This window comes from Pseudomonas sp. GL_093, assembly GCF_057837605.1.
The window spans coordinates 818,356-842,931 of sequence record NZ_CM174448.1 but is presented as its reverse complement, the minus strand read 5'-3'; the positions used below and the strand labels follow the sequence as shown (position 1 = coordinate 842,931).

Here is a 24,576-nt window from a genome sequence, read left to right as displayed (position 1 = left end):
TGTTGGGTCGCCAGAAACGTAATCGCGAGCAAGCTCGCTCCCACATTTGATCTCCACTCGACACAGATTTTGTGTACGACGAAGATCCACTGTGGGAGCGAGCCGGCTCCGGGCGGCGTTCCGACGATGAACGATGACGCGGTCTAGAGCGAACTCAAACCATCTCGTCACGAATCCATTCAATCACCGATGTCCGCTTCGGTACCCAGCCCAGCAATTCACGCGCATGTTTACCGCGAACCCGGCTGTTGGAGCCCAGGCCATAGTTGGCCATTTCATAGCCCCACTCGGCTTCGGCGTCCTTCAGCGGCCAGTCTTGTGGCTCACCCAGATTCAGCGCTTGGGCAATCGCGGTGGTCATGTCGATGAACGACGCTTCACCGCTTTCGACGAAGTAGAAGGTGCCCGGTACGTTGTTGGTCAGCGCCAGCAGGTACAGGGAAACCACGTCTTCGATGTGCACGTTGGACCAGATGTTCTGGCCGGTACCGACATGCCGGACCACCCCACTTTTACGCGCCTGTTTCAGTAAGCGCGGCAACTGCACGCTGTCACGATTGACGCCCAGGCTATGGCCATAGATCAAGGTGTTGCAGATGACTGCCGAGTTCACCCCGTCCTTCGCTGCGGCAAGGATCAGGTTGTCGATGGCCACACGAGCAGCCTTGTCGACGGTAGGTGCCGGCAGGTTGTCTTCGTAATAGATAACGTCGCTGGATTTGCCGCCCGACGCATCGCCGACGATGCTCGAACCGCTGGTGTGCAGGAACACTTTGTTGGAACCGCGAAGTGCATCGAGCAACGCTTCTACCGCGCCGCGATGGTCGCTGCTGGCGGCGTTGATCACGGCGTCGACAGCGCGGGCCTGTTCGGCCAGCAATACGCTGTCGTCAAGCGTGCCGAGCACCGGGGTGATACCCAGAGCACTCAGTTCATTGGCTTGTTCGGTACTGCGCACCAGGCCGGTGACCTTGTGACCGGCGCGGACCAGACCGGTGGCGATGGAGCCGCCGATGAAACCCGCGGCGCCGGTAATGAATACGTTCATGGAGAAACTCCCTGCGTTAATAAGTGATGCATCCAGTATCGAGGACCGATGCTTGTGGAAACAGACAGCGTTGCCCAATTCACTCTTGCGCAGGGGTCACGAATCAGCCCTTGAAATCCGCGTTCGCGTAAGCCGCCAATTTGCCCTGGATGAAGTCCAGGAAGCATTGAATCCGTAGGGCAAGTTGCGAGTTGCGGTAGTACACGGCATTGATCGGCTGACGATAACCGCTGTTGAAATCCGCCAGCAGCACCTGCAAACGTCCGGCGCGGATGTCATCAATCGTCATGAAGTGCGACAAGCAGGCAATGCCTTGGCCTTCCAGCGCCAAGTGCCTGATTGTCTCGCCGCTGGAGGCGCTGATCGACGCCTGAATCGGCCAGCGATCACCGTGAACGTAACGCAGCGGCCATTGGTTGAGGCCTTCGTTCTGGGTGAAGCCCAGCAGCGTGTGCCCGGACAAATCCGCCACTTCAGCCGGTACACCGCGTTTTTCAAGATAGGCCGGGCTGGCGACGATGTGCAGCGGACTGCAACCCAGAGATCGAGCGTGCAAGGTCGAGTCGGCGAGCGTGCCGATACGGATGGCGATGTCGGTGCTTTGCTCGAGCAAATCGATGATCAGGTCGTTACTGTTGAGTTCCAGCTGGATGTCCGGATAGAGCCGGCGGAACTCGTCGATGTACGGCACGATGGCGTGCAGCATGAACGGCGATGCGGCATTGATCCGCAGACGCCCGGACGGCGTTTGCTGGCGTGAGGTCAGGCGTTCTTCAAGCTCGTCCATCTGATCGAGAATCAGCTTGGCGTGCTCGAAGAAGTACTTGCCCTCTTCGGTCAGGTCCATGCGCCGCGTGGTGCGATTGATCAGCGTGGTATCGAGTTTCGCCTCCAGCCGCGACAGTGTGCGGCTGACCGCTGAAGGCGTTTGCCCGACCTGTTCGGCCGCAGCGGAAATCGATCCGCACTCAATCACGCAGACGAAAATCTGCAACTCATCGGATCTGGCTTTCACGGGTGCCCCTCATTCAAAACTGGCTTGATAGTAGCTGGATGCGGGGCAAAAGGAACCTTACGCCGGCAGGCCGAACACCTCGGTCAAATGCTGCTCATAGCGCGCCACATCGGCTTCGACATTCGGGCGCTTCATCACATCGACGGCCAGGAACGTCGGCAAACCGGTCATGCCGAGGAACTCGTTGGCCTTGTGGAACGGGAAGTACACCGCATCCACGCCCTTGGCTTCGAAGAAGTCGGTCGGGTCATCGAAGGCTTGCTGCGGCGCGTTCCAGGTCAGGGACAACATGTATTGCTTGCCCTGCAACAGACCACCGCTGCCGTACTTTTGCGACGAGTCGGACCGGGTGCGACCGTCGCTGGCGTAGAGGCTGCCATGGCCTTCGGTGAAGACTTCGTCGATGTACTTCTTGACGGTCCAGGGCGCACCCATCCACCAGCCGGGCATCTGATAAATGATCACGTCGGCCCAGAGAAATTTGGCGACTTCTTCGGCGACGTCGTAACCCTCATCGATGAAGGTGGCTTTCACGTCGACACCGCCGCGATCCAGCACGCTCAGCGCGGCTTCATGCAGGGTGGCGTTGTAACGGCCATCGGAGTGGGCAAATTTTTTGCCGCCATTGAGCAACAGGACTTTTTTCATGGGAAGTCTCGGAAGGTTGGAATTCGATGGCGGCAGAGTAGCGATCTGCCTCGCGCGGAATAAGCGCTGAATTCACAAAATTCATTTGACCAATACGCACGAATCGACAGGCGATTGTTGCCATAAACTTGCGCCGATTCTGAACTTGAGGAAATTTCTGATGAGTGAAATGCAAGGCTTCATCCTGCACGCCAAGACCCGCCCGGAAAAATCTGACGCCTTTGAAGCATTTTTCAGCGCTTATGTTGAAGCGAGCCGCGCCGAGCCGGGTTGCATCGAGTACCACATGCTGCGCGACAAACAGGACCCGACGCTGTTTATCTTCTACGAGATCTGGCAGTCCCAGGCTCACCTCGACGTGCACTCGAACCTGCCACACATGAAGCAGTTCCTCGAGCAGCGCGATGAGTACCTGGAACGGGATTTCGATATCCGCGCCATCGACATGCTCAGCCCGTCGTCCGCTACCCGCTGATCAGCAAGTGGCCGCCGAGCACGCCCAGGCCGATGAAAAACACACGTTTGAACAGCACGGCGCTGATCCGCTGGCGCAGCCATTGCCCCAGCAACATGCCGAGCACCGCCGGGATCAGCGCCAGCAACGACGCACTTAACTCACCACCGCCGAGTGCGCCGCGCCATAACAGGCCGGCGGCCAAGGCCAGGGTCGAGACGGTGAACGACAGACCCAGCGCCTGCACCAGTTCATCCTTGCTCAAGCCCAAGGCTTGCAGATAAGGCACGGCGGGAATCACGAAGACGCCGGTGGCCGAGGTGATGACGCCCGTCAATACGCCGCACAGCGGACCGAGCCAACGCTCGGTGTGACCGCCGACACGCAAGGTCGGCAGAAACAATCCGCTCAACGCATAGAGCAACAGCGCCGCGCCCAATCCCCGCACGACCCAATGACCACCGGCCATGCCGATCCACAACGTGCCGGCCCCGGTGCCGATGAAGATCGCCAGCAGCATCGGCCACAACCGTTTGATCAACCCTCGCAGATGCCCACCGAATGCCAGTTGCCAGACATTGGTGAGCGTTGCGGGGATGATCAGCAGCGCGGCAGCCTGCGTTGGTGCCATAGCCAGACCGAGCAAACCCATCGCGATGGTCGGTAGACCGAGGCCGATCACGCCCTTGATCATGCCGGCCAGCAGAAAGGTCGCGATGACCATCAATGAAAGGGCCAGACCGAGGTTTTGATAGAACGTGGCGAGAGTATTCATGGCGCTATCGTGAGCCCGGATTGGCTGCTTGAAAATCTGCCATATACTGAGGCAGCCTCTTGCTTGGCAAGAGGCTGAAGGCTTCGTCGTTTTGACTGACGCCTTCGCGAGCAGGCTCGCTCCCACAGTTGACCGCGTCGTCCGGACTGACTCGGTCTACTGTGGGAGCGAGCCTGCTCGCGATAGCGTCCTTCCAGACAACACAAATCAAGAGGTTGCCGATGCACTTCGACCTGACCGACCTGCGCCTCTACCTGAACATCCTCGACAGCGGCAACATAACCGCCGGCGCCGCTCGCAGTCATCTGTCCCTGGCGGCGGCGAGTGCGCGCATCCGCGCCATGGAGGCTTCGTTGGGAATCGAGTTTTTGCAACGCGGTCGCCGCGGTGTCAGCCCGACCCCGGCCGGCAAGGCCCTGGCACAACACGCCCGCGTCCTGCTGCAACAGGCTGAACGCATGCAGCAGGACCTGGCCGAGTACGCCAACGGAGTCAAAGGTCAGGTGCGGTTGTTGTGCAACACCACGGCAATCACCGAGTACCTGCCGGAGTTGCTCGCGGACTTTCTTCGCGACCACCCCAACCTCGACATTGATCTGCAAGAACTGCCCAGTGCACGCATCACCCACGCCTTGCGTCAGGGGGCGGCAGACCTCGGTATCGTGTCCGACGCCGTGGACACCGATGATTTGCAAACTCGTCCGTTTCGCGATGACCCGCTGGTGCTGATCCTGCCCCCGGACCATCCCCTGGCCGAACAACCGTCACTGACCTTTGCCGACACCTTGGGTCATGACTACGTGGCCCTGGGCGCTGGCAGTGCATTGGCCATCCATCTGGAGGAACAAGCCCTGCACATTGGGCAGCGGATGCCGATCCGCATCCGCGCCGATGGCTTCGATGGGGTCATTCGCATGGTTGCTCGCGGTGCCGGGCTGGCCATCGTGCCACGGGAGGCCATTGAGCGCTGGCCGCCAGAGCAAGCGGTCATGACCCGACCTCTTCGCGAAGACTGGGCCAACCGCACACTGAAAATCTGTGCCCGCGACTTCGACAGCCTTCCCGGTTACGCCCGGGCCTTGCTGGAGGCGCTGACGCCGGGAACGCCTTGACTCTACCGTTAGGGGCAGACTCTAAGCTGCGAGCTTCATTTCAGGAGTACACGCGATGAGCAAACGAATGCTCGTGATTCTGGGGCACCCCTCCACCGACAGCTTCTGTGGGGCATTGAGCGAAACGTACGTCCAGGCCGCCAAGGATGCCGGGCATGACGTGCGGCTGCTGCGGCTGGATGCGCTGGACTTCGATCCGGTCTTGCACGAGGGTTATCACACGATCCAGCCACTGGAGCCGGACTTGCTGCAAGCCCAGGCCGATATCACCTGGGCCGAACACCTGACGTTCGTTTATCCGATCTGGTGGGGCGGGATACCGGCCCTGATGAAGGGCTTTCTCGACCGCATTTTCCTGCCTGGCTTTGCCTTCAAATACCGTGAGGGCAAGGCCTTCCCCGACAAACTGCTCAAAGGCCGGACCGCGCATCTGCTGGTGACCATGGACACGCCGCCCTGGTACTACAAATGGGTCTATCGCATGCCCGGCCTGCACCAGATGCGCAAGACGACCCTGGAGTTCTGCGGCATCAAGCCGTTGAAGACGTTGACCTTCGGACCGATCCTGGGCTCCAAGTCGACCCAGCGCGATGCCTGGCTGGAACAGGCCCGGGTCACCGCCGGCAGCTGACCCCTCCCTCGCTGTTCGCTGACGGCGCGCCCTCGCCGTCAGCCCCTCCCCAAGTCCCCTTCAAGCGGTCGTTCGTCGCGTGCGCGTGTCATTTACACGCAGCTGCAACCTTTGAATGTTATTCACTATATTATTCGCTCCGATCAGGCATGAGGCCTGGTCGTGCTACGCCCTGTTTGTTCATCTAGACGGATCTTTATGTATATCGGCAAAGCCGCCCAGCTGTCGGGCACCACAGTCAAAAGCATTCGCCACTACGAAGAAATCGGCCTGTTGCCCGAGCCCAAGCGCGAAGGCAAATACCGCATCTACAGCCAACAAAGTGTCGAGGTGTTGACGTTCATCAAATGCGCCCAGCAACTGGGCTTCAAGCTCAAGGAGCTGCAGGTGATGTTGAATAACTACCACGGCGACGAATTCCCGTGGGACATGGCGCAAAAAGCGATTGCCGAAAAAAAGGCCGAACTGGTCTCCCAGATCGGCGCTCTACAACAATTGCACAACGGCCTCGAAGCGTTCGAAAACAACCTCAACGATGCCCGAGAGGAATGTCAGTTCGAGCGTATCGCCCGCTATGGCGAAAAAAACCCGAACAATACGCTGAACTGAATACCCTGCTGCGCTGGATGACCCGGCTCGCAGGCCACCTGGGCGCCTATGGTCCCGGTCGTCCGGTCAGCTCAAGGCAGGATCCCCCACGGCTCGGTCCTGTTCAGGCACCGGAACAATTTCCGCAAAGAACCACGGCGACACCAGCGTCACCAGCAGAATGGTCATGACACCGCTGGAGAACAGCGCCATCGCCACCAGCGCGCCCAGATCGACGATCGGCTTGAAGTCGGAAAACAGCAGCGCCATGAAGCCCACGGAGAAAATCACCACGTTGACCACGGTCGAACGGCCGACGCTGTGCATCGCCTGCAAAATAGCCGCATCGACATGAATCCCTTGCTGCACCAGCAGTTTGATCCGTGACAGCAGGTGCACTGCGTAATCGACCACGCCGACGACCAGGAACGTCACTAGCGTCGTGCCGATGTTCAGCTCGATGCCGAACAGGAACATGAAACCATAGACCGTCACCGACGTGGTCAACAGGGTCAGCATGCCGAGAATTCCCAGTCGTACCGACTTGAGCCAATACATCATCATCAACGTGACCACCAGCAACGCCAGGGAAAAACTCAAGACCTGACCCTGAGTGATCTCCTGTAGCACGCCAGTCCAAATCAGCGGTGTACCGGCGTGCGTCACGTCGAGGTTGGCTGGTTTGTTCACCAGCAACCAGGCATCGAGCCGATCCAGCATGTCCTGATAGTCGCTGGCCACCGACGACGTCATGGTGTACAGCGTCAGCGCCTTGGAATAGTCGGCATTGAGCACGTTGTTGAGGTCCGAGCCGCCGCCGTTTTCGAACAGCATCACGTGTTGCTCGATCAGCGAATTGCCCGGCACCTCGAACCGCTCGACCTGGCCCTCGTCATTGACCGACGTGACCTGCTCCAGCGCCTGAGGCACGCGCAGGTAGTCGGGGTTCATGTCGTTGAGCACCAGGTTCATGCGCTTGACGTACGTGGCCAGGGAATAGCCGTAGCTGACATGCGGTTGCTGCTTGATGAAGTGGTCGAGCTTGTCGATGAATTGCACCACTTGCGTGGTCAGCACGCCGCGAGGCTCTTTGCTGTCGATGGCGATCCAGCCTGGCGCCGTGCCCGCGACCTTGGCGTGGTTGATGAACTGGTCCGAAACGCGAACATGGCTCTCGGGCTTGAAGTAGGCGATGCCCGAGTCTTCGATATCGACGCGAAAGGTAAACACCGTCATCAAGACCAGCAGCGGCAGTGTCACGATCAAGACCGGTTTGCGCCACTGGATCAACCGCGCGCAGAACGCCACCAGGTAACGCGAAATGATCGACTCCTTGTGCACGGCGGCAAGAGTTTTCGGGGTCTGGTCCTTGCCCCAGATCGAGATCCAGGCAGGAATCAGCAGCAGCGAAATGATCAACGCCGCCGTCAGGCCAATGGACATGAACACGCCGAAATTGCGGATGCTGACAATATTGTTGGTGGTGGAAATCATGAAGGTGGCAATGGTTGTCACCGTCGTCAACACCACCGGCACCACCATCAGCCGCTGCGTCTCGCGATTGGCTTCGCGATTACTTTTACCGGCGTTTTTCTGCTCGTAATACTCGGCCATCACATGGATCGCATCCGAGCAGCAAATGGTGAACAGAAACACCGGCAGGACGCTGGTCAGCAAGTCGAACGGCACCCGCAACAGGGCCATCAGGCCCAGCGTCCAGATGGTGCAAAACAGAATATTGAACAGCGGCAACAGCACGCCCAGCGGTTTGCGGAAGAAGAAAATCAACAGCAGGGTGATCAGCAAAAAGACAATCGGAAACAGCACCGCCAGGTCATGGTCGATGATCTCCTGCTGGGCCGCGATGAAGATCGGCATGCCGGCAATGAAAATCTCGTCCTTGAACTCGGGGTGCGCGGCCTGATAGTCCGCAACGATGCCGCGCACAATCTGGTAAGCGCGCAATTGCGCCTGGGCATCGTCTTGCTTGGTGCCCAGTTCGGCCACCAGCATCGCGACTTTCTTGTCCTTGGAAACCACCCCGTCGACCATCAGCTCGTTGCCCATGATCTGCGACTCGACCAGCGCCGGGTCCATGTCGTAGGCGTTGAGGGTCTTGTGGATCAGCAACTCGCCATCGTCGGTCAGCACGATGTTTTCCAGGTCGCCCATGGACGCCATTTCGCGGATCGGGTTGATCCGCTCGGCGAGAAAGGTCAGGAACAGTTGATCATGGGTCTCCCAGTTCTGGCTCTGGGCGTAATCACGCAGGGCCTTGGCCTGGGCGTAATCGTTCTGGGAAAAACCGTTCTCCAGAATGTCCCGCGCCAATAACTGCGCATGGCTGTCGTCCGGATGCCTGGCGACGATTTGCGTCAACTGCTCCTTGTCGGCGTCGTTGGCAAGGATCATTTTGCGCACCGATTGCGACATCGAAAACAGTGCGTTGAGGGTCGGCTTGTTGAACACCGTCTGCGGGTTGTTCAGCGCCACCATTACCGAGTCGAACGTGCCGGTGAACTCACTTTGCAGATCGATGATGGTCTTGCGCGCTGGATGGGTTTCCTTGAGCAAGTAAGGGTTGGTGTCGGAGATCAGCGCGCCCAGCGTATAGGTGAAATACGCCGTGACCGCCACCAGCAGGAAAACGATCGCCCGCGCATAGCGCTCGACGAAGTTCAGGTATCTTTCCATGATCATGCGTTCCAGGGTCGTCAGGGTCGGCGCTTAGCGAGCAGACAGGGCAAAGTCCGGCACGTCGCCGGTTTTCAGCCCGCGCTTGATGGCGGTCTGGGTGAACAAACGGTCTTCCAGTTGCACGTTGTATTGCAGGTGGTTGAAGCGCATTTCCGAGCGCGTGCCGTCGATGAAGTGCTCGGTTTCGCTCAGCACGATGCTGTCGATCGAGTCGATGGTGTCGACCTTCTGCGTGCGCATTTGCTTGACCAGCACGCCTTTGACGTCGAAGAAGTCCTGGCGCATGACCAGGAAATTCTGCTTGTCGATCCACACTTTCAGTTTGTTGTAGCCGGTCTTGGCCAGCACGTCGGGCGACGCCGGTTCACGCTCGATCACGTAGCAGTCGCGGCCCTTGACCTGCTCTTCACCCGCCAGCGTCTGGGTGTAATCCTTGACCCGGACCTTGTCCAGATCGGCGTAGGAGTACTCGCTGCCCATGAATGAGCCACGCTTGTCGGTGGTGGAGATCCGTCGTGTCTGGCGGCTGACCGGCAAGTACATCCACTGGCTGTCTTCCAGACCCAGGGTTTCGTGGGGGTTTTCGATATGAAAGGCAACGTCGCGCACGTCCGTGGGGGCGGAAAAATACATGCTGAATTTGTCGCTGTCCGGGTAATCCTTTTGCAGGTAGGTGAACTCGCGAACCCGAGTATTGCCCTTCTTGTCGTGGAGGATCAGCGACACCTGGGACATGAAGCTTTTACCGTCGTTTCGATCCCGCACCTGACGGATGATTTCATCGGCATTCTTGCCGTCGGCGGCGGTGGCGCAAGCGCCGCTCAGGATCAATGCGGCAGCGGTCAGACTTTTGAACAGAGGCAACATGGGAACTTCCCTTTTCGTCAGATAAGTACGGTCGAGCCAATGCACCAGGGGCACGCAGGCGTCATGGGGTTAAAACAGGTAACCGGCGGACAGTCGCACTTGATCGCGGTTGTCGTACTCGCCGAAGGGTTTGTCGGGCTTGCCGAAGAACACATCCACTTCCAGCCCGAGCTTGATCCAGTCCACCGGTTTGTAGGTGAAGATGCCTTGCAACAGCGCATCGTCGTTAAACGGTGGCGAGGCGGCGACCACCAGCCGGCTCTTGAGTCGGTCCTGCCAATGGGTGCCTTCGGCCGACAGGGTGAACAGGTGTTCGCGCTTGTCTTGCAGCATGCCGTCCTGCCAGTCGAGCAGTTGCTGCTCTTGCCATTGCAGGGAGATCAACCAGTCGCGTAGCAGGTAATCGACGCCTAGCAACGACTTGACCATCGAGGTGCTGTCGGCGCCGTACGCACGGGTCGGATTGGTCACCCGCCAGTTGTCGAACCAGGCAATTTCGCTGCGCACCACGATGCTGTGACCGGCATCGATCGCCAGCCCCGCGCCACCCATGGTGTAACGGGGAAACTGGCGTTCCAGTCGCGTGCGACCGTCATCGGCCAGGCCTTCGACGGCGTATACCGGGTCTTTCTGGCGGGCGTTCAGTGCGACGAAACTGGTGTCCACCGAGCCGATCCGGCCGTTGGCGCTCAGGCCATACGAGAAGCCCTTGTCACCGTCGTAGCCGGGCTTGGAGTCGAGCAGAAAGTACTGCGGATCCGGCACGGCAAACAGCGGCGCGTCGAACTCGCTGCCCGCCACCGGCGGCTGGTTTTTCACAAAATCGGTGACCCACAGCGCCTCCAGCTCCCACTCGCCAACCAGTTGCGCAAATCGCACCATGGGCACCGCGATCCGGCTGTCTTCCAGTAGCGGAGTCAGGCCATCGCGATAGTCCACCGGGTTGACCTGATCGAGCACCCGCAACTCATCGGCACGGCCCCAGACCACTTGCTGCCAGCCGACAGTCACTTCGCCGTCGCCCACCGACTGGCCCCAGTACAAATGCCGCCAGTCGGCGTCGAAGCGGTATTTGTCCCGCGCCCGTTCGCTGTACGGATTGTTGCCGTCGTAACGGGCGTCGTAACGCACCCGGCCCTTGGCCTTGTAGTAACCGCCGTCCCAGTTGTCTTCCAGGTTGGCCTTGAAATACACGGCCTTCTGGGTGACCTGGTCATCACCGTGCAAGCGCAACGCGGTGGCCACGCCGACTTCGGCGTCGGCGTAATCCGGTTTGAAGTCCTCGGCCGTCAATTCAGCCAACGCCGGTTGCGCGGCCATGCATGCCAACACCGCCCACGCGGTGCGGCTAAAAGAAGATCCCGGCATGGCTACATTCCCAACCCGACACCGCCGTCGATCACCAGACTCTGGGCCGTCACCCCGCCCGCTTCGGGGCTGGCCAGGTAACGCACCATCGCCGCGACCTCGTCGCTTTGAATAAAGCGACGCATCGGCAGTTTCTTCTTGGCGTTGCGCAGGATCTGTTCCTGGGTCAGCCCGGCAATGGCCGCTTGCGCCGCCAGTTCACCTTGCAGCATCGGCGTATCGATCCACGCGGGCAGAATCGCATTCACCGTGATCTGCCGAGGCGCGAGGTCCATCGCCAGGGCTTTGGTCATGCCGACGATGCCGTGCTTGGAAGCGCAGTACGCGGTGTTGCGGACCTTGCCGGCGCGGCCGAGGATCGACGACATGTTGATGATCCGCCCGCGATCCGGCATCAATGGCAGGCACAACGAAGTGACGTAGAACGTACCGTTGAGGTTGACCGAAATCACCTTGTGCCAGTTGTGCAAATCTTCCGGTTCGTTCTCGTTGCAGATGCCGGCGCTGTTGACCAGCACATCGACGTACTCCACCTGTTTGCCCAGCATCTTGAAGAACGCTTCCATGCCCGGCAGGTCGGCAATGTTCGCGGCATGGGTTTCGACCCGTGCCTTGATCTGCCCGTGTTGCTCGTCGACCCAGCGTTGCAATTCCGGCAAATCCAGGTCCAGCAGGATCAAGCGGTGACTGGCGTCGGCGGCAAAACTCTCCGCCACCGCGCGGCCGATGCCCTTGGCGGCACCGGTAATCAGAATGGTCCGGCTCATGGCATTTTCAACCCGCCGTTGACCGGCAAGACCTCACCCGTCAGGTACAAACCGCGATCGGCGATGTACAGCACCGCCTCGGCAATTTCATGGGGTTCGGCGTAACGCTTGATCAATAATCGTGACTGGATTTCCTGTTCCTGACTGCCGATCAGCGCCGTACTCATTTCCGTGTTAACGATGCCGGGAGCCACCGCATTCACCCGGATGTTGCGCGGCGCCAGCTCCACCGCCAGCGCGCGGGTCAGCGCTTCGACGCCGCCCTTGGCCGCGGCATAGTTGCTTTGACCCTTGCCGGGCTTCTGCGCGGCCACCGAACTGATGTTGACGATGCAACCACTGCGCTGGCGCATCATGCCCGGCACCACCTGCTGACAACAGAGCAAAGTGCCGATCAGGTTGGTCTGGATCACGTCGATGATGTCGCGGCCCGGCATCGTCGCCAGCAACCCGTCACGGGTGATGCCGGCGTTGTTGACCAGTAGATCGACGCACTGGAAGTGCTGGTCGATCCGCTCGAAAAAACCCTTGATGCTGTCGCCGCGGCTGACATCGCATTGCAGCGCCAGGCACTCAAGGCCCAACGCCTGGACCTCGTCACGCAATGACGCGGCGGCCACTTCGTCGCGCACATAACTGAATGCAATCTGATAGCCCGCGCCGGCCAGGGCCAGGACAATCGCCCGGCCGATGCCACGACTGCCACCGGTCACCACTGCTACTTTATTCGGCATGACCGTTCCTTAGAGTGAGTTGTCAGTCTTGAACTGCGCGAGGCTGAAGCCGTGGGTCGCGGCCAGGGCACGAATCTGCTGCACTTGTTCGCGGCTGATATCGCCGTAGGAGTAGTGCTGTTTCATCCCGGACAAGCCCATCAACACCGACTCCGCCATGCAAGCGTACAGCTGACCTTGCTTGAGGTAGGCGCGCACGTTGCGGATCAGGCCATCGCCCAGCGGGGTCTGGACAATCCCGCCGTGCATGTACAACACGTCGGCCCGTTGGCTGAAGAGGTTCTGATCGACGTTCAGCGGCACCGCGATGTCGCAGATCACGCTGTTTTCGGCGAAGTGTCCGGCGCCGAGAAACGGTTGTGGAGCGTTCGCTGCACAGAGGACGATGCGTGCCTGTTTCACCACATCAAGGTCATTGCTGACGGTGATGAACGCATTCGCACCCAGGCGCTCTTCGACCAGACGCTGCACCCGCAGACCGAGGTCGGCGCCGGCACCGTGGGCCTGCAACAAAGCGTCGATGCCGTCGAGCTTCTGCAAACGGCTGGCGAGGCGGTCGTGTTCGGCGACGCCCTTGAGAATCGCGCGGGCGGCCTCGGCGTAAATCAGTTGGGCGGTCTTCTCCAGACGCCGCAAGGAACCGTCGCGACCGCTACCGATGAGGATCAAGTGTTCGACGCTGGTGGACAGCAACGAGGCGTACGTCGAGGCAATGTTGCCGGCAGCACCGACCACCGCCGCCGTCTGCTGGCTCAGTTCCAGGCCTTGCTGTTTGCAGCCTTGCTCGATCGCTTCGAGGCCCATGCCAATGGTCAGCGCGTTGCCGGAGGTCAGCGCCATGTCGGGGATTTTCAGCGCCTGACAATTGTTGGTGACGATCGAGGTGTACATGCCCAGGCCGGCCACGCTGTAGCCATCGGCACGGGCATCACGGATGCGATTACCGACTTCGTCGCGGATGGTGTCCAAGTCGCCACTGGCGATGTACGCGGCCATGGCATCGGAGTCCATGCACAACGGGTACAGGGTGAACTCCACGGCGGTGCCGAGTTTGGAGCGAATCAGCACCGGTCCGATCGGCGCGGCACGCCGCTCCGGAGCCATGCGCTTGATGAACTCGCGCTTCTGTTCGGCGCTTAGGGTGGACAGCGACGGGTCGACGTCACTGAGCATGTCCGAATCGATCAGGTGATTGACGAACGCCACACGTGCCACCACGCGAACGTTCTCGTCAGGCTTTGGGAGGTTTTCAAGCGCCTTGAAGCTCACCTCGCGTGCCGGCACCTCGCGGATGCTGTCGGCACACACCCCGGCCGCCAGCGGAAAGGCATCACGGCGACGCAGCATGTCGCAGACCTTTTGCAACGAGCCAATCAAACCGTCGATTTCCTCAAAGGTGATGCACACCGGCGGCTCCAGGCGGATCACGTTGGCGTTGCTCCCCGACGGCGCGACTCGCAGCGATTCGAATTGCAGCAGGTAGCCGGCGATGATGTAACCCAGCGCATCGTTGTACTGCGCCGATGCCTGGACCAGTGAACTGGTGCCGGTCAGGTCGTGCAGTTCGAACCCCAGCAACAACCCGCGGCCACGCACATCGGCAATCACGTCCGGGTACGCGGCTTTGAGTTCGAGCAACGACGACTTGAGGTATTCGCCTTTCCTGCTCACGTCCTTGAGCATCGCGCTGTCGTTCTCGAACAAGCGGCGCAACGCCGACAGGGCGATATGGCACGAGGCATCGTCTTCGGCGAAGGTCGAGCTGTGGATGTAGCTGAAATCGGTTTCGTAGTGGCTGGCGCGGATGACGGTCGCAGCAATTTTCATCAGGCCACCGCCCAACGCTTTGGACAGGCAGTAGTAATCGCCCTGCAAGTTGAAATGGCTGGCGCCAAGCAACGTGCCGGTGCGGCCGAAACCCGATTGCACTTCGTCGATGATCAGTGGGCATTGCTGCTCGTTGCACAAGCGACGCAGGCCCAGGTAGAACTCGCTGGCGAACTCGTTGATGCCACCCTCGCCCTGGATCGGCTCCAGCAACACCGCGGTGATCGCGCTGAAAGCTTCACGGCGCACCCGCAATGTCTCACCGCTCCATTCCAGGCCCAGCCAATGCCGCGTATGTCGGGCCGGCAAGTCCTGGAGTTGCTGGGGTTGCTGCGGATCGATGAACTCGACGTTGAGACCAAAACGAGCGAACGGCTGACGGTACTGTTTGCCGTAAGTCAGCTGGACGGTGTTCACCAACTTGCCGTGGAAGCTGCCGCGCAGGGCGACGAATACCGGCTCGACATGCAACTGCGCAAGGTTGTGTTGACGCACCGCTTCCACCACCTGGCGCACGGTCACGTATGACAGATTATCCGGTAGCAACCCGGCGGGCAGGTCGAGGTCGTCGACGTCCAGTTCAACATAAGCCTTGTCGCTGGCAGTCAATTTGGCCAGGGCAAAATCCCGTTCGTCGAACTGCTTTTGCAAGGTTTTCTGGCGACGGTATTCGGCGTGCTTGACGGCGATTTCCACCGACTCGGCGCCACTGTTGGAGAAGGTCGAAATGTAGCGCTCGGTGTTGTTCAACTCACGGTTGAACGCCTCGCTGAGTTCGCGCCCCAGCATACCGGCCGCACCCCGCACGGACATCTGCGCATTGAACGGCACATCGGCGCGCAACAGGCCGCAGAGTTGATCAACGAACTGCGGGTCATTGTGGCCAAACAACGCGGCGCCGTAACCGCCGAGAAAGTCGGTGACGGTCACCTCGCTGCCCTGTTTGTCGCGGTAAAACAGCTTGCTGCCCAGCGCCCGGTGGAACTGGCACTCCAGGCCCAGGGCCTGCATCAGTTCAACGAATTTGGGCCGTACGTAATCGCGGTAATCCATGACAGTCATATCCCTTGATTAGAAAAATAGAAGCGATTCAATGCGTTCAAAACGGCTAGTCGGCCGCCTGATAATCGAGCTGGTAACAGGCGCTGAAACCGTTGTCGTCGCGATTGATGATCAGGCAGTCGCGCAGCACCGCGTCCCGTCCCACGCCGAGCACAAACGGCAGGTGCGGATCCACCGGTTGCTGCAATCCGATGATCGGCGGCACGCGTTGGGCATGCAGTGCATGGCGGGCCAGGATCAGGTCGACCAGGCTCGGTGCGCCGCTGAGAATGCCGGTCACCGGCACGGCACTGGTGATGTGCGCGGCACCGGTGCGGGCCAGCGTGCGGGCCAGGTCGGCGTCCTTGTGCGGATCACCGCTGGCGCTGCTGACCAACAGATCGACCTGTTTGTCCGGCAGGTTCAACGAGCCCAGGTGCGGATGGGCGAAGAGCGCCGACAGGCAGGTCTGCGGCCCGTCCGGCAGGTCGTCGGCCCGGCGCAGAATCAACGCCGCCGCCCCCTCACCGGCTATTCCGCCCGTGCCTTGGCGATCGAATGCACGCAAGGTTTGCGAACCGTCGGTGCTGATCACGCCGGCCTCGGCCAGTGCGGCCAGTGACAACGGATCAAGTTCACTGCCGGCGCCGACCACAATCGCTGCATCGATACGACCGCTTTGCAACGCCGCGCACGCCTCGCGCAATGCCGCCAGGTTGCCGGCCACGCCTTGCATGTAGGCGTTGCACTCGCACTCCAGCTTCAGCGCCAGGCTGACAATCCCAAGCAAGCCGTTGCTCAGGCTTTTGAGTACCAGGAACGGGTCGAGCGCACGCTCCTGCAACACCTGTCGAGCGAGACGCCGCATGTCGGCACCGGTCTCATCGCGGCACTCGTGAAGCAATTCGCCATAGGCCGCCAACGACGGATGGGTGTAACCGCCCTGACAGCAATAGAGACCGTAGCGCAGACCGTCGTCGCCCGGTTCAAGCCCGGCCTCGGCCAAGGCCTGGCGCACCGCGCTGACACCCCAGATCACGGCCGGCGGGCAGTAACGCTGGAGGTTCTGGGCCACGTCCTGACGACTGCGTTGATGGTCTTCATCGCCGACATGTCCGAAGGCCGTCACGCGTTCACTGTGAAACAGTTTCGACTGCAGCACGGCGATGCCGCTGCGGGCTTCACTGGCCGCCGAGCAGAAGCGTTGCACGCCCCAGCCATTGGGCAATACGCAACCGCTGCCGGCGATGGCAACACGCACAGTAGCGCCAGTCATTGTCCGTACTCCCGATATTTACCAAGGGCCAACGAGGTGTTGAGGCCGCCGAAACCGAAGGAGTTGCTCAAGGCAAAATCCACTCGGCGGCTGACCGCTTGCCCGGGGCAATAGTCCAGGTCGCACTGTTCATCGACGTCATGCAGGTTCACCGTAGGTGTGACCAGATCGTTCAGGCACGCCAGCGCCGTGACCATGCATTCGGGCGCCCCGGCGGCAGCAATCAAGTGCCCGAACTGTGATTTGTTGGCGCTGACGGCCAAGGACCGGTAGTGCTTGTGTTCGGCGAACACACTTTTGATTGCCAGGGTTTCCGCGACGTCATTGAGCGGCGTCGACGTGCCATGGGCATTGATCAGATCGATCTGTCGCGCACGCAGGCCGGCGTCGTCCAGCGCAGCTTGCATCGCCAGCGCCGCGCCCCGGCCTTCGGGTTGCGGGGCCGTGACTTTGTAGGCGTCCAGGCTGCTGCCGAAGCCAAGCACTTCGGCATACGGCGTCGCCCCTCGCGCCAGCGCATGTTCAAGGCTTTCCAGCACCACGAAACCGCCGCCCTCGCCGGCAATCAAGCCACTGCGATCACGGTCGAACGGCCGGCACAGATCAACGCCCCAGCGCTGTTCGCTCGATGCCGCGCCGAGCAGGTACAGCGCGGCCATGGTGTCGAGGTTCAGCACCGAATCGGCGCCACCGGCGATCGCCACGCTCACTTCACCGCGACGAATCATCTGAAAGGCATTGCCGATGGCCTGGGAGGCTCCGGCGCACGCGCTGCTGATGTTGATCACGGGCCCTTCACAGCCCAAGCCGTCGGCAATCACCCGCGCCAGTCGATCATTGCCCTGGCGCAGCGAGCCCTCGGCATTGACCTGTCCGGCACGGGGCATCAAGTGTTGCCAGCCCGGGGCGCGGCCATCCGGTGCCTGGGTCAGCAGCATGTCCGCCAACATGTGCTGGGGGGCACCCGAGGCGCAGAGCACGGCGGCTTCACGCAGCTGCTCAGGCGCGAGTCCACTGTCGGTCACCGCCTGGGTGGCGGCCACCCAGCCGAAGCGGCTGCGTTTTTCCAGCGCCACGGTCCAGGCCGGATGGTCCCGCAAGGCCTCGGGCAACAGGCTCATGTCCACAGCCGCGGCGTAGCGCACCGGGAATGTGCCGTCCTCTACCCCGTCGGGCTGCCATGGACGCACACAATGTTCGGCGCCGAGCATTTTTTCCCAGAGGGTCTGCCATTCGAAACCGAACCCGGTCACGGCGCCCATGCCGGTGATCACAATCCGTGTCGCACTCATGTGTGCTTCTCCATGGTTTCACTGGCCAGGAGCAAGGCGCCCCAATGACCGGCGCGGCTATGGCTGACAAACAGCGTGTAGCCCGGTGTCGCCGAGGCGTCGAGGTTGTGGTGCAAGGCCAGCGCAATCTCGGTCAGCAAGGCGCTGGCACCAAGTTCGCCGGTCATGGAATGGATGCTGCGAACGCCCCGTGGATGCTCGGCGAACAGGCTCTTCAGTTGCGGATCTTCTGGATTGGCGACGATCTGCTCGACGTCACCAAGGCACAATTTTTCCAGGCTAAGTGCCTGGTCGATTACCCGCCGCGCAACCGCTGCACCACGTTGTGGATCAGCGCTATAGCCCCGGGCGAACCCGGCAATGCGCAGGGCGTGCGCAGTGTTGCGTGGCGGTGCCGAGTTGATCAGCAGAGCGGCGGCGCCCTCGCCATAAATCACCTCGCCTGCCTGATGGGGTTCACGCAGATACAGGGCTGGCGTCAGGTTCGGACTGCTGCTGACCACCAGCGCGGCGTCGGCGCGTTGCTCGACAATCTGCTGGCAGGCTTCGATCAGGGCATCGAGCCCGGCGTTGTCCTGGGAACAGAACCCGCCCATCGGTCCATGGCATTGCAACGCTTCTGCCACGTAGGCCATCACGCTGCTGTTGAGCAGCGTCAAGGCATGCAGCGGCGGTGTGTTGGCCAACAGTTGCGCCAGCGGTTTTTCCGGCTGTTCACCGATCGCTTGCACCGCATCCCAGCAAGGGCTTGGTGCGTCGACTTCAGGAATGGCCGCCGTCAGGGCAATCCGCGCTGGTGGCCGTTGCAGGGCCACCAGCGCGGGCGCCAGGCGTGCCACGCAATGCAACAGTCGCAAGCCTTGTGGTTCGACGCTGCGCTGGATCTTACGGTCGAACAGATCGCTGACCAGGCGCGGTGTCGCCAGCGCAAAAGCCTGACGCGTCGCGTCGAATGCCAATGGTTGCGCAGTGGGGGGCGTCCCGAGCAGGTCGGCACATTCGCTGCCGGCGGCGTTCAACACCGCCGCCGAATGGATGTAAACGGCAATGCTCATGTCATGCCCTCCCCAGAACCAGCGAGCTGTTGACGCCGCCGAAACCGAACGAGTTGGACATCACCACGTTGATCGACTGGCGTATCGGCTCGCTGAGAAATGTCAGAGAAGGGTATTCGGCGCGGTCATGATCGTAATTCAGGGTCGGCAACAGCACACCGTCGCGCAGGCTGATCAGCGACAGCACCGTTTCAATTGCACCACTGCTCGCCAAAGAATGACCGATGGCCGATTTGTTAGCGGTGAACGTCACGTGTTCCTGGCACTCGCCGAACACCCGCTGCAAAGCCAAGGCCTCACAGCTGTCATTGGCCTGGGTGGAGGTTCCGTGAGTATTGACGTGTTGCACGGCACTGCTGAGCAGCCCGGCGTCCTCGATTGCAGCTTCCATGCATTCCTCGTATTTGCTGCCATCCCGGCTGCTGGAGGTCATTTTTTGGGCCTCGCACAGATTCGCGTAACCCAGCACTCGCCCCACTGGCGTGGCCTTGCGACGCTGCGCATGTTCGGCGGATTCGAGAATGACCATGGCCGCGCCCTCGCTGATCACGAAGCCGCTGCGGTCCGGCATGAACGGGCGGCTCTGCTCAGTGGCTGGCAGGTCGGCCTGGCACAGCGCGCCGAGGCTGTTGAACATGTAATAGGGCAATTCGTTGGCCATCAGCTCGACGGCACCGCAAATGGCCAGGTCAATTTCGCCGCGCTCGATCGCCCGGTAGGCGCTGCCAATCGCCATGGTGCCGGCGGCGCAGGCATCGGAATGGGTCGAGATGTGATCGCGGATACCGAGCCGCTCGGCCAGGTGCAGGGTCTGTTGATCGACCCGGCGCCCGAAAACCGCGCTCGACGCCGCAGGGTTATCCAGCAGTTGATCCAGATCGACACGACCTGCCTCATCCATGCAGCGACTGGCCCGGTGCAAATCGTGACTGTCCGCGCAGTATTTGTTGGCCCCCAGGAACAGACCGCTGCGGGCATGAGCAAAATCTGCGGGGGTCAGGCCGGCATGCTGCGTGGCTTGCCGGGCGACAAATTCGGCCAGCACGCTTTGCCGCGGATGCAGCGCAGCATTGCCGGCGAAACCAGCGGCGATCTGCTGCCACTGGTCGTCGTCGATAAACCCGGCAGCGCTGTTGTTGAAACCCAATGCCTTGAACCGTGGATGTTCGCGAACACAGGACTGCTTCTGGCAGATCCGCTCGAACAACGTGGCGGCGTCCAACGCCATCGGCGCCACCAGACCGAATCCGGTCACATAGACTTCTCGTGTCCGCATGAGAACTCCTACACCGTCTCTTTGAGCTGAGTGGCCACAAACTGCTCCACCAGTCGGCGCGAAACCTCGTCACCGTCGGCAGGCGCCAGCCGCGCACTGCAAGCGCCACAGACCACTTGCTGACGTTCGTTCAGCACGGCTTGATGGGCACCGCAATCGGGGCAGTTTTGCGGCAGATAGTTGAAGAGGTTGCGGCACTGTTGTGCCCAGTTGCGCACGGTGGTGGCGGCAAATACCTGCGCCGGCTGCATACCGGACTTGAGTTGATCCGGGGAGTAGGCGCTCAGGCTCTGTTCAAGCAAGGTCTTGCCGTTTTCGGTGATGCGACCGCTGGCCAGGAACTCGCTCGCGTCGCCGCAGACGGCGACGGCATGATCCAGCACGCTGGTTTTGGGCAAGGTGCAGCCATACTGACGGCCCAGTTGAAAGCTCAGGTCGACGATGTCCAGCGAATCAGCGCTGAGGTCTTCGACGATACTGCTGTTCTCATCGATATCATCGGCGCTCATCACCAACAGTTGCGCGAGGGTCTCGCGGGTGCTGGCAATGACGTGTTCCAACTCCAATGGATTGTTCATCTCTATCTCCCTATATGCGGTGATTGCTTCATAAATTCCGTATGCGGAAAGTAACTATTCCCACAGCAACTTCTCACGCGGCAGGAATCTAAACTCTGCCCTTAAGGGGAGAGTCAACGAACTCTTTAAAGTTTTTTAACAACTTCCAGACCGTCATCCGAATGGGCCTGCGCACCGTGCTCGATTGGTGCAAAGCCTCGCGCCAGTCGACATATTTACTTAACAAAGGCTGCGTATGGTGGGGGCACGCACTGTATCGCCGGTTAAATAGGGAGGCGCTAAAAGTACTAACTTCTGGCTTACAGCACGGACGTACAAATAATAAAAACCGGACAAGTAAATTAGTTATAACTTCATAACCATTGTTCTATATGTGCACAGCCGTTAAATGGTTGGCACGCCGATCCGGGCAAACCGGCACAGCGCTTCTGGGTAACTGAGTGTCGAGCACAGACAACTGACCGGTGGACGGGCGCTATAGGGTGCGACTTCAGTTCTCTAGTCCACAGCCCCGGAGTCCACATGACCGCACCTATTACCGTTCTTCGCGATACTCACCCACTGCCGGTGCTCGACGCCTGCAAATGGGAAAAACTCGAAGGCGACCCGCACACCGTCAACCTCAACGCCTACACCAGCGAAGACGGCAGCAAAATCATGGGCACTTGGATCTGCACGCCGGGCAAGTGGTATGTGGAATACGTGAAGTGGGAATACTGCGATTTCCGCGAGGGGTACTGCATCATCACCCCAGAGGGAAAGGAGCCGATCCATCTGCGCGCCGGTGATATTTTCGTCATCGAGCCGGGCATGAAAGGCACGTGGGAAGTGGTTGAAACCGTGCGCAAGTATTTCGTGTTTGCCTGATGCAAAAAAACCGGGAGATCACCCGACGTGATTTCCCGGTAAATAAATATCAGCACATACAGTAACTGTGGGAGCGAGCCTGCTCGCGAAAGCGGTGGATCAGTCAACGCCGATGTTGACTGTGCCGGCCCCTTCGCGAGCAGGCTCGCTCCCACAGGTTTTATTGCGGTTTGCGATAGCTGTTGATGATCGCCGAGAAGTCCTTGCCACCTTCCCCACGCTGGCTCATCGCCTGATACAACTGCTGAGCCACCGCGCCGAGCACCACCGGTTGGTGCGCCTGACGTGCCGCCTCAGTAGCCAGCCCCAGATCCTTGAGCATCAGTTCGGCACCGAAACCGCCGGTGTAGCCGCGCGAGGCCGGCGCCGTTTCGACGATGCCTGGCCACGGGTTGTACATCTCGGAACTCCAGCAACGGCCGGTGGAACTGTTGATGATTCCCGCCAACACTGTTGTGTCGATGCCGAGCGCATCGCCCAGCGCCATGGCTTCGCTGACACCGACCATGGAGATCGCCAGCAGCAGGTTGTTGCAGATCTTGGCAATTTGCCCGGTGCCGACTTCGCCGCAATGGACGATGTTGCGGCCCATCTGCGCCAATACCGGTTGCAGGGTGGCGAACAGTTCAGGCGTGGCGCCGACCATAAAGGTCAGCGTCCCGGCCGCAGCACCACCAGTACCACCGGAGACCGGCGCATCCGCCATGGCCACGCCTTGCTTGGCCGCCGCCGCGGCAACATCACGCGCCGTCTGCGGATCGATGGTGCTGCAATCGACTGCCGGCACGCCCTTGGCGATACCTGCCAGCACGCCGTCTTCACCCAGCCACACGCTGCGCACATGCACAGCGGCGGGCAGCATGGTGATCACCAGCTCTGCGCCTTGAGCCGCTTCACGCGCCGAAGCGCTGATGCTGCCGCCCAGTTGCTCCAGCTCTGCCAGAACGGTTTTGTTCAGGTCGACCAGGTTCAGTGCATGGCCAGCCTTGATCAGGTTGCGCGCCATCGGCGCGCCCATGTTGCCGAGACCGATAAAAGCGATTTTCATGTCCGGCTCCTTAACGCAAGTTAATGGTGGTGTTCACACCGTCGTTGACGCTGTTGTCATCGAACCAGCGACTGGTGACAGTCTTGGTCTGAGTGTAGAACTGCACCACTTGCTTGCCATACGGACCGAGGTCGCCGAGCTTGGACCCGCGCGAACCGGTGAAGCTGAAGAACGGAACCGGCACCGGAATCGGGATGTTGATGCCGACCTGACCAACGTCGATTTCAGTCTGGAATTTACGCGCCGCCGCACCGCTTTGGGTGAACAGGCCAGTGCCGTTGCCGAACGGGTTGGCGTTGACCAGTGCGATGGCCTCATCGAGCGTATCGACTTCAAGGACCACCAGCACCGGACCGAAGATTTCCTGGGTGTAGATCTGCATCTCGGGGGTTACGCCGGAGAACAGGGTCGGGCCGACAAAGTTGCCCTTCTCGAAGCCTGGAACCGTGATATCGCGACCATCCAGTTCCAGCTTGGCGCCTTCCTTGATGCCGCTCTCGATCAGATCCAGAATCCGCGCCTTGGCCTTTTTGGAAATCACCGGACCCACATCAGTGCCCGGCTCGCTGCCGGCATTCACTTTGAGTTTCTGCGCCAGCGCCTTCAGGTCAGGCAGCCATTGTTTGGCCGCGCCCACCAGCACCACGACGGATGTGGCCATGCAGCGTTGCCCGGCCGCACCGAAACCGGCACCGACCAGCGCATTGAGAGCTTGTTCGCGGTTGGCATCCGCCAGCACAACGGCGTGGTTCTTCGCGCCCATCATCGATTGCACGCGCTTGCCGTGTTTACCGGCCAGGTCATAGACGTGAGTGCCGACGGCGGTCGAACCGACGAAGGAAACAGCCTTGATGTCCTTGTGGGTGCAGAGCGCATCCACCACGTCTTTACCGCCATGAACGACGTTGAGCACGCCCGCTGGAACGCCGGCCTCGATCGCCAGTTCCACCAGCATCATGGTCGACATCGGGTCCTGTTCGGACGGCTTGAGCACGAAGGTGTTGCCGCAGGCGATGGCCATCGGGAACATCCACAGCGGAATCATCGCCGGGAAGTTGAACGGGGTAATGCCGGCGCAAACGCCGATTGGTTGACGCAGGGTGTAGGTATCGACGCCGCCAGCAACGTTTTCGGCGAACTCGCCCATTTGCAGGCTGCCGATGGAGCAGGCGTGTTCGACCACTTCCAGGCCGCGGAAGATATCGCCTTCAGCGTCAGCGATGGTTTTGCCTTGCTCGTTGCTGAGCACCACGGCAATGCGCTTGGAGTGTTCGCGAATCAACGCCTGGAGCTTGAGCATGATGCGCATCCGCGCGCCGATCGGCGTCAGCTTCCAGGTCTGGAAGGCGCGATGGGCGGCGCTGATCGCAGCGTCCACTTCCTGAGCGGTCGCGAACGGCACTTTCGCCAGCACTTGCTGGGTCGCCGGGTTGACGATGTCGTGCCACTCGGTGGTCTGGGACTCGACCCACTCGCCGTCGATCAACAGCTTTACCGTTTGGACAGTGGTTTCGTTTGGCGTGAGCGATGCGTTCATGTTGGGTCTCCGGGACGTTGTTCTTATTTAGAGAGCTATCTGTGGAGCCAAGGCGAGAAAGTCGCCTTGAGATGA

Annotated in this window: 22 protein-coding genes; 5 read left to right on the top strand and 17 right to left on the bottom strand. The window is 60.6% G+C overall.

Going from position 1 to position 24,576, the window contains the following annotated elements:
- Positions 1 to 154: 154 nt before the first annotated feature.
- The 3 genes from AC3IUE_RS03655 to mdaB form a co-directional block, all read right to left on the bottom strand.
- Positions 155 to 1,048 carry an NAD-dependent epimerase/dehydratase family protein gene (locus tag AC3IUE_RS03655; protein WP_489265625.1) on the bottom strand — a complete coding sequence of 298 codons (894 nt, stop codon included), beginning with the start codon at positions 1,046 to 1,048 and terminating at the stop codon, positions 155 to 157.
- A 103-nt stretch (positions 1,049 to 1,151) separates the two neighbouring features.
- The gene (locus tag AC3IUE_RS03650) at positions 1,152 to 2,063 is read right to left on the bottom strand and encodes a LysR substrate-binding domain-containing protein (protein WP_489265623.1); all 912 of its coding nucleotides are present in this window, start codon (positions 2,061 to 2,063) and stop codon (positions 1,152 to 1,154) included.
- Positions 2,064 to 2,120: 57 nt separating this feature from the next.
- Positions 2,121 to 2,711: an NADPH:quinone oxidoreductase MdaB gene (mdaB, locus tag AC3IUE_RS03645; RefSeq protein WP_283182861.1), complete on the bottom strand. Its 591-nt coding sequence runs from the start codon at positions 2,709 to 2,711 to the stop codon at positions 2,121 to 2,123.
- Between the two features lie 160 nt (positions 2,712 to 2,871).
- Between mdaB and AC3IUE_RS03640 the strand changes: the two genes are divergently transcribed.
- Positions 2,872 to 3,186, top strand: coding sequence for a putative quinol monooxygenase (locus AC3IUE_RS03640; RefSeq protein ID WP_283182860.1), 315 nt, complete (start codon positions 2,872 to 2,874; stop codon positions 3,184 to 3,186).
- Here AC3IUE_RS03640 and AC3IUE_RS03635 read toward each other — a convergent pair.
- A complete protein-coding gene (locus AC3IUE_RS03635) occupies positions 3,176 to 3,940 on the bottom strand; it encodes a sulfite exporter TauE/SafE family protein (RefSeq protein WP_489265620.1) in 765 nt (254 codons plus the stop codon). The two genes, AC3IUE_RS03640 and AC3IUE_RS03635, sit on opposite strands and share 11 nt — an antisense overlap.
- 221 nt (positions 3,941 to 4,161) lie before the next feature.
- Between AC3IUE_RS03635 and AC3IUE_RS03630 the strand changes: the two genes are divergently transcribed.
- From AC3IUE_RS03630 to AC3IUE_RS03620, 3 genes are all read left to right on the top strand, one after another.
- Positions 4,162 to 5,052 carry a LysR family transcriptional regulator gene (locus tag AC3IUE_RS03630; protein ID WP_489265618.1) on the top strand — a complete coding sequence of 297 codons (891 nt, stop codon included), beginning with the start codon at positions 4,162 to 4,164 and terminating at the stop codon, positions 5,050 to 5,052.
- A gap of 55 nt (positions 5,053 to 5,107) precedes the next feature.
- On the top strand, positions 5,108 to 5,683 hold the full coding sequence (locus AC3IUE_RS03625) for an NAD(P)H-dependent oxidoreductase (RefSeq protein WP_046045752.1): 576 nt from the start codon (positions 5,108 to 5,110) through the stop codon (positions 5,681 to 5,683).
- A gap of 198 nt (positions 5,684 to 5,881) precedes the next feature.
- Entirely contained in the window at positions 5,882 to 6,292 is a 411-nt protein-coding gene (locus AC3IUE_RS03620; protein WP_056740964.1) for a MerR family transcriptional regulator, read from the top strand.
- A gap of 66 nt (positions 6,293 to 6,358) precedes the next feature.
- Here the strand turns inward: AC3IUE_RS03620 and AC3IUE_RS03615 are convergent, their stop codons facing one another.
- The 11 genes from AC3IUE_RS03615 to AC3IUE_RS03565 form a co-directional block, all read right to left on the bottom strand.
- On the bottom strand, positions 6,359 to 8,965 hold the full coding sequence (locus AC3IUE_RS03615; protein ID WP_489265615.1) for an efflux RND transporter permease subunit: 2,607 nt from the start codon (positions 8,963 to 8,965) through the stop codon (positions 6,359 to 6,361).
- 33 nt (positions 8,966 to 8,998) lie between these two features.
- The gene (locus AC3IUE_RS03610) at positions 8,999 to 9,835 is read right to left on the bottom strand and encodes an outer membrane lipoprotein-sorting protein (RefSeq protein ID WP_489265613.1); all 837 of its coding nucleotides are present in this window, start codon (positions 9,833 to 9,835) and stop codon (positions 8,999 to 9,001) included.
- A 69-nt stretch (positions 9,836 to 9,904) separates the two neighbouring features.
- Positions 9,905 to 11,203 (bottom strand): DUF1302 family protein, encoded by a 1,299-nt coding sequence (locus tag AC3IUE_RS03605; protein WP_489265611.1) that lies wholly within the window; start codon positions 11,201 to 11,203, stop codon positions 9,905 to 9,907.
- A gap of 2 nt (positions 11,204 to 11,205) precedes the next feature.
- Positions 11,206 to 11,970, bottom strand: a complete 765-nt coding sequence (locus tag AC3IUE_RS03600; RefSeq protein ID WP_489265609.1) for an SDR family NAD(P)-dependent oxidoreductase — start codon at positions 11,968 to 11,970, stop codon at positions 11,206 to 11,208.
- On the bottom strand, positions 11,967 to 12,704 hold the full coding sequence (locus tag AC3IUE_RS03595) for a 3-oxoacyl-ACP reductase family protein (RefSeq protein WP_489265607.1): 738 nt from the start codon (positions 12,702 to 12,704) through the stop codon (positions 11,967 to 11,969). Before AC3IUE_RS03595 ends, AC3IUE_RS03600 begins: the two co-directional genes overlap by 4 nt.
- Positions 12,705 to 12,713: 9 nt before the next feature.
- Complete coding sequence (locus AC3IUE_RS03590; RefSeq protein ID WP_489265605.1) at positions 12,714 to 15,584, bottom strand: aminotransferase class III-fold pyridoxal phosphate-dependent enzyme; 2,871 nt, start codon at positions 15,582 to 15,584, stop codon at positions 12,714 to 12,716.
- Between the two features lie 55 nt (positions 15,585 to 15,639).
- Positions 15,640 to 16,848 carry a beta-ketoacyl synthase N-terminal-like domain-containing protein gene (locus AC3IUE_RS03585; protein ID WP_489265603.1) on the bottom strand — a complete coding sequence of 403 codons (1,209 nt, stop codon included), beginning with the start codon at positions 16,846 to 16,848 and terminating at the stop codon, positions 15,640 to 15,642.
- Positions 16,845 to 18,140, bottom strand: coding sequence for a beta-ketoacyl-[acyl-carrier-protein] synthase family protein (locus tag AC3IUE_RS03580; RefSeq protein ID WP_489265601.1), 1,296 nt, complete (start codon positions 18,138 to 18,140; stop codon positions 16,845 to 16,847). The genes AC3IUE_RS03585 and AC3IUE_RS03580 overlap by 4 nt, the downstream gene beginning before the upstream one ends.
- Positions 18,137 to 19,195: a beta-ketoacyl synthase gene (locus AC3IUE_RS03575; RefSeq protein ID WP_489265599.1), complete on the bottom strand. Its 1,059-nt coding sequence runs from the start codon at positions 19,193 to 19,195 to the stop codon at positions 18,137 to 18,139. The genes AC3IUE_RS03580 and AC3IUE_RS03575 overlap by 4 nt, the downstream gene beginning before the upstream one ends.
- 1 nt (position 19,196) lies before the next feature.
- Entirely contained in the window at positions 19,197 to 20,471 is a 1,275-nt protein-coding gene (locus tag AC3IUE_RS03570; RefSeq protein ID WP_489265597.1) for a beta-ketoacyl-[acyl-carrier-protein] synthase family protein, read from the bottom strand.
- An 8-nt stretch (positions 20,472 to 20,479) separates the two neighbouring features.
- Positions 20,480 to 21,049 (bottom strand): acyl carrier protein, encoded by a 570-nt coding sequence (locus AC3IUE_RS03565; protein WP_489265595.1) that lies wholly within the window; start codon positions 21,047 to 21,049, stop codon positions 20,480 to 20,482.
- Positions 21,050 to 21,571: 522 nt separating this feature from the next.
- Here AC3IUE_RS03565 and AC3IUE_RS03560 point away from each other — a divergent pair.
- On the top strand, positions 21,572 to 21,916 hold the full coding sequence (locus AC3IUE_RS03560) for a cupin domain-containing protein (protein ID WP_007946320.1): 345 nt from the start codon (positions 21,572 to 21,574) through the stop codon (positions 21,914 to 21,916).
- 160 nt (positions 21,917 to 22,076) lie between these two features.
- Here AC3IUE_RS03560 and mmsB read toward each other — a convergent pair whose 3' ends face one another.
- Together mmsB and AC3IUE_RS03550 are read right to left on the bottom strand one after the other, a co-directional pair.
- Complete coding sequence (gene mmsB / locus AC3IUE_RS03555; protein ID WP_489265593.1) at positions 22,077 to 22,964, bottom strand: 3-hydroxyisobutyrate dehydrogenase; 888 nt, start codon at positions 22,962 to 22,964, stop codon at positions 22,077 to 22,079.
- 10 nt (positions 22,965 to 22,974) lie between these two features.
- Complete coding sequence (locus AC3IUE_RS03550) at positions 22,975 to 24,501, bottom strand: CoA-acylating methylmalonate-semialdehyde dehydrogenase (protein ID WP_056740943.1); 1,527 nt, start codon at positions 24,499 to 24,501, stop codon at positions 22,975 to 22,977.
- Positions 24,502 to 24,576: the final 75 nt, after the last annotated feature.

Excerpts from the sequence above, each read along its gene's own strand:
- AC3IUE_RS03655 (WP_489265625.1), bottom strand. The coding sequence starts at position 1,048 with ATGAACGTATTCATTACCGGCGCCGCGGGTTTCATCGGCGGCTCCATC.
- mdaB (WP_283182861.1), bottom strand. The coding sequence starts at position 2,711 with ATGAAAAAAGTCCTGTTGCTCAATGGCGGCAAAAAATTTGCCCACTCC.
- AC3IUE_RS03640 (WP_283182860.1), top strand. The coding sequence starts at position 2,872 with ATGAGTGAAATGCAAGGCTTCATCCTGCACGCCAAGACCCGCCCGGAA.
- AC3IUE_RS03635 (WP_489265620.1), bottom strand. The coding sequence starts at position 3,940 with ATGAATACTCTCGCCACGTTCTATCAAAACCTCGGTCTGGCCCTTTCA.
- AC3IUE_RS03630 (WP_489265618.1), top strand. The coding sequence starts at position 4,162 with ATGCACTTCGACCTGACCGACCTGCGCCTCTACCTGAACATCCTCGAC.
- AC3IUE_RS03625 (WP_046045752.1), top strand. The coding sequence starts at position 5,108 with ATGAGCAAACGAATGCTCGTGATTCTGGGGCACCCCTCCACCGACAGC.
- AC3IUE_RS03620 (WP_056740964.1), top strand. The coding sequence starts at position 5,882 with ATGTATATCGGCAAAGCCGCCCAGCTGTCGGGCACCACAGTCAAAAGC.
- AC3IUE_RS03615 (WP_489265615.1), bottom strand. The coding sequence starts at position 8,965 with ATGGAAAGATACCTGAACTTCGTCGAGCGCTATGCGCGGGCGATCGTT.
- AC3IUE_RS03610 (WP_489265613.1), bottom strand. The coding sequence starts at position 9,835 with ATGTTGCCTCTGTTCAAAAGTCTGACCGCTGCCGCATTGATCCTGAGC.
- AC3IUE_RS03605 (WP_489265611.1), bottom strand. The coding sequence starts at position 11,203 with ATGCCGGGATCTTCTTTTAGCCGCACCGCGTGGGCGGTGTTGGCATGC.
- AC3IUE_RS03600 (WP_489265609.1), bottom strand. The coding sequence starts at position 11,970 with ATGAGCCGGACCATTCTGATTACCGGTGCCGCCAAGGGCATCGGCCGC.
- AC3IUE_RS03595 (WP_489265607.1), bottom strand. The coding sequence starts at position 12,704 with ATGCCGAATAAAGTAGCAGTGGTGACCGGTGGCAGTCGTGGCATCGGC.
- AC3IUE_RS03590 (WP_489265605.1), bottom strand. The coding sequence starts at position 15,584 with ATGGATTACCGCGATTACGTACGGCCCAAATTCGTTGAACTGATGCAG.
- AC3IUE_RS03585 (WP_489265603.1), bottom strand. The coding sequence starts at position 16,848 with ATGACTGGCGCTACTGTGCGTGTTGCCATCGCCGGCAGCGGTTGCGTA.
- AC3IUE_RS03580 (WP_489265601.1), bottom strand. The coding sequence starts at position 18,140 with ATGAGTGCGACACGGATTGTGATCACCGGCATGGGCGCCGTGACCGGG.
- AC3IUE_RS03575 (WP_489265599.1), bottom strand. The coding sequence starts at position 19,195 with ATGAGCATTGCCGTTTACATCCATTCGGCGGCGGTGTTGAACGCCGCC.
- AC3IUE_RS03570 (WP_489265597.1), bottom strand. The coding sequence starts at position 20,471 with ATGCGGACACGAGAAGTCTATGTGACCGGATTCGGTCTGGTGGCGCCG.
- AC3IUE_RS03565 (WP_489265595.1), bottom strand. The coding sequence starts at position 21,049 with ATGAACAATCCATTGGAGTTGGAACACGTCATTGCCAGCACCCGCGAG.
- AC3IUE_RS03560 (WP_007946320.1), top strand. The coding sequence starts at position 21,572 with ATGACCGCACCTATTACCGTTCTTCGCGATACTCACCCACTGCCGGTG.
- mmsB (WP_489265593.1), bottom strand. The coding sequence starts at position 22,964 with ATGAAAATCGCTTTTATCGGTCTCGGCAACATGGGCGCGCCGATGGCG.
- AC3IUE_RS03550 (WP_056740943.1), bottom strand. The coding sequence starts at position 24,501 with ATGAACGCATCGCTCACGCCAAACGAAACCACTGTCCAAACGGTAAAG.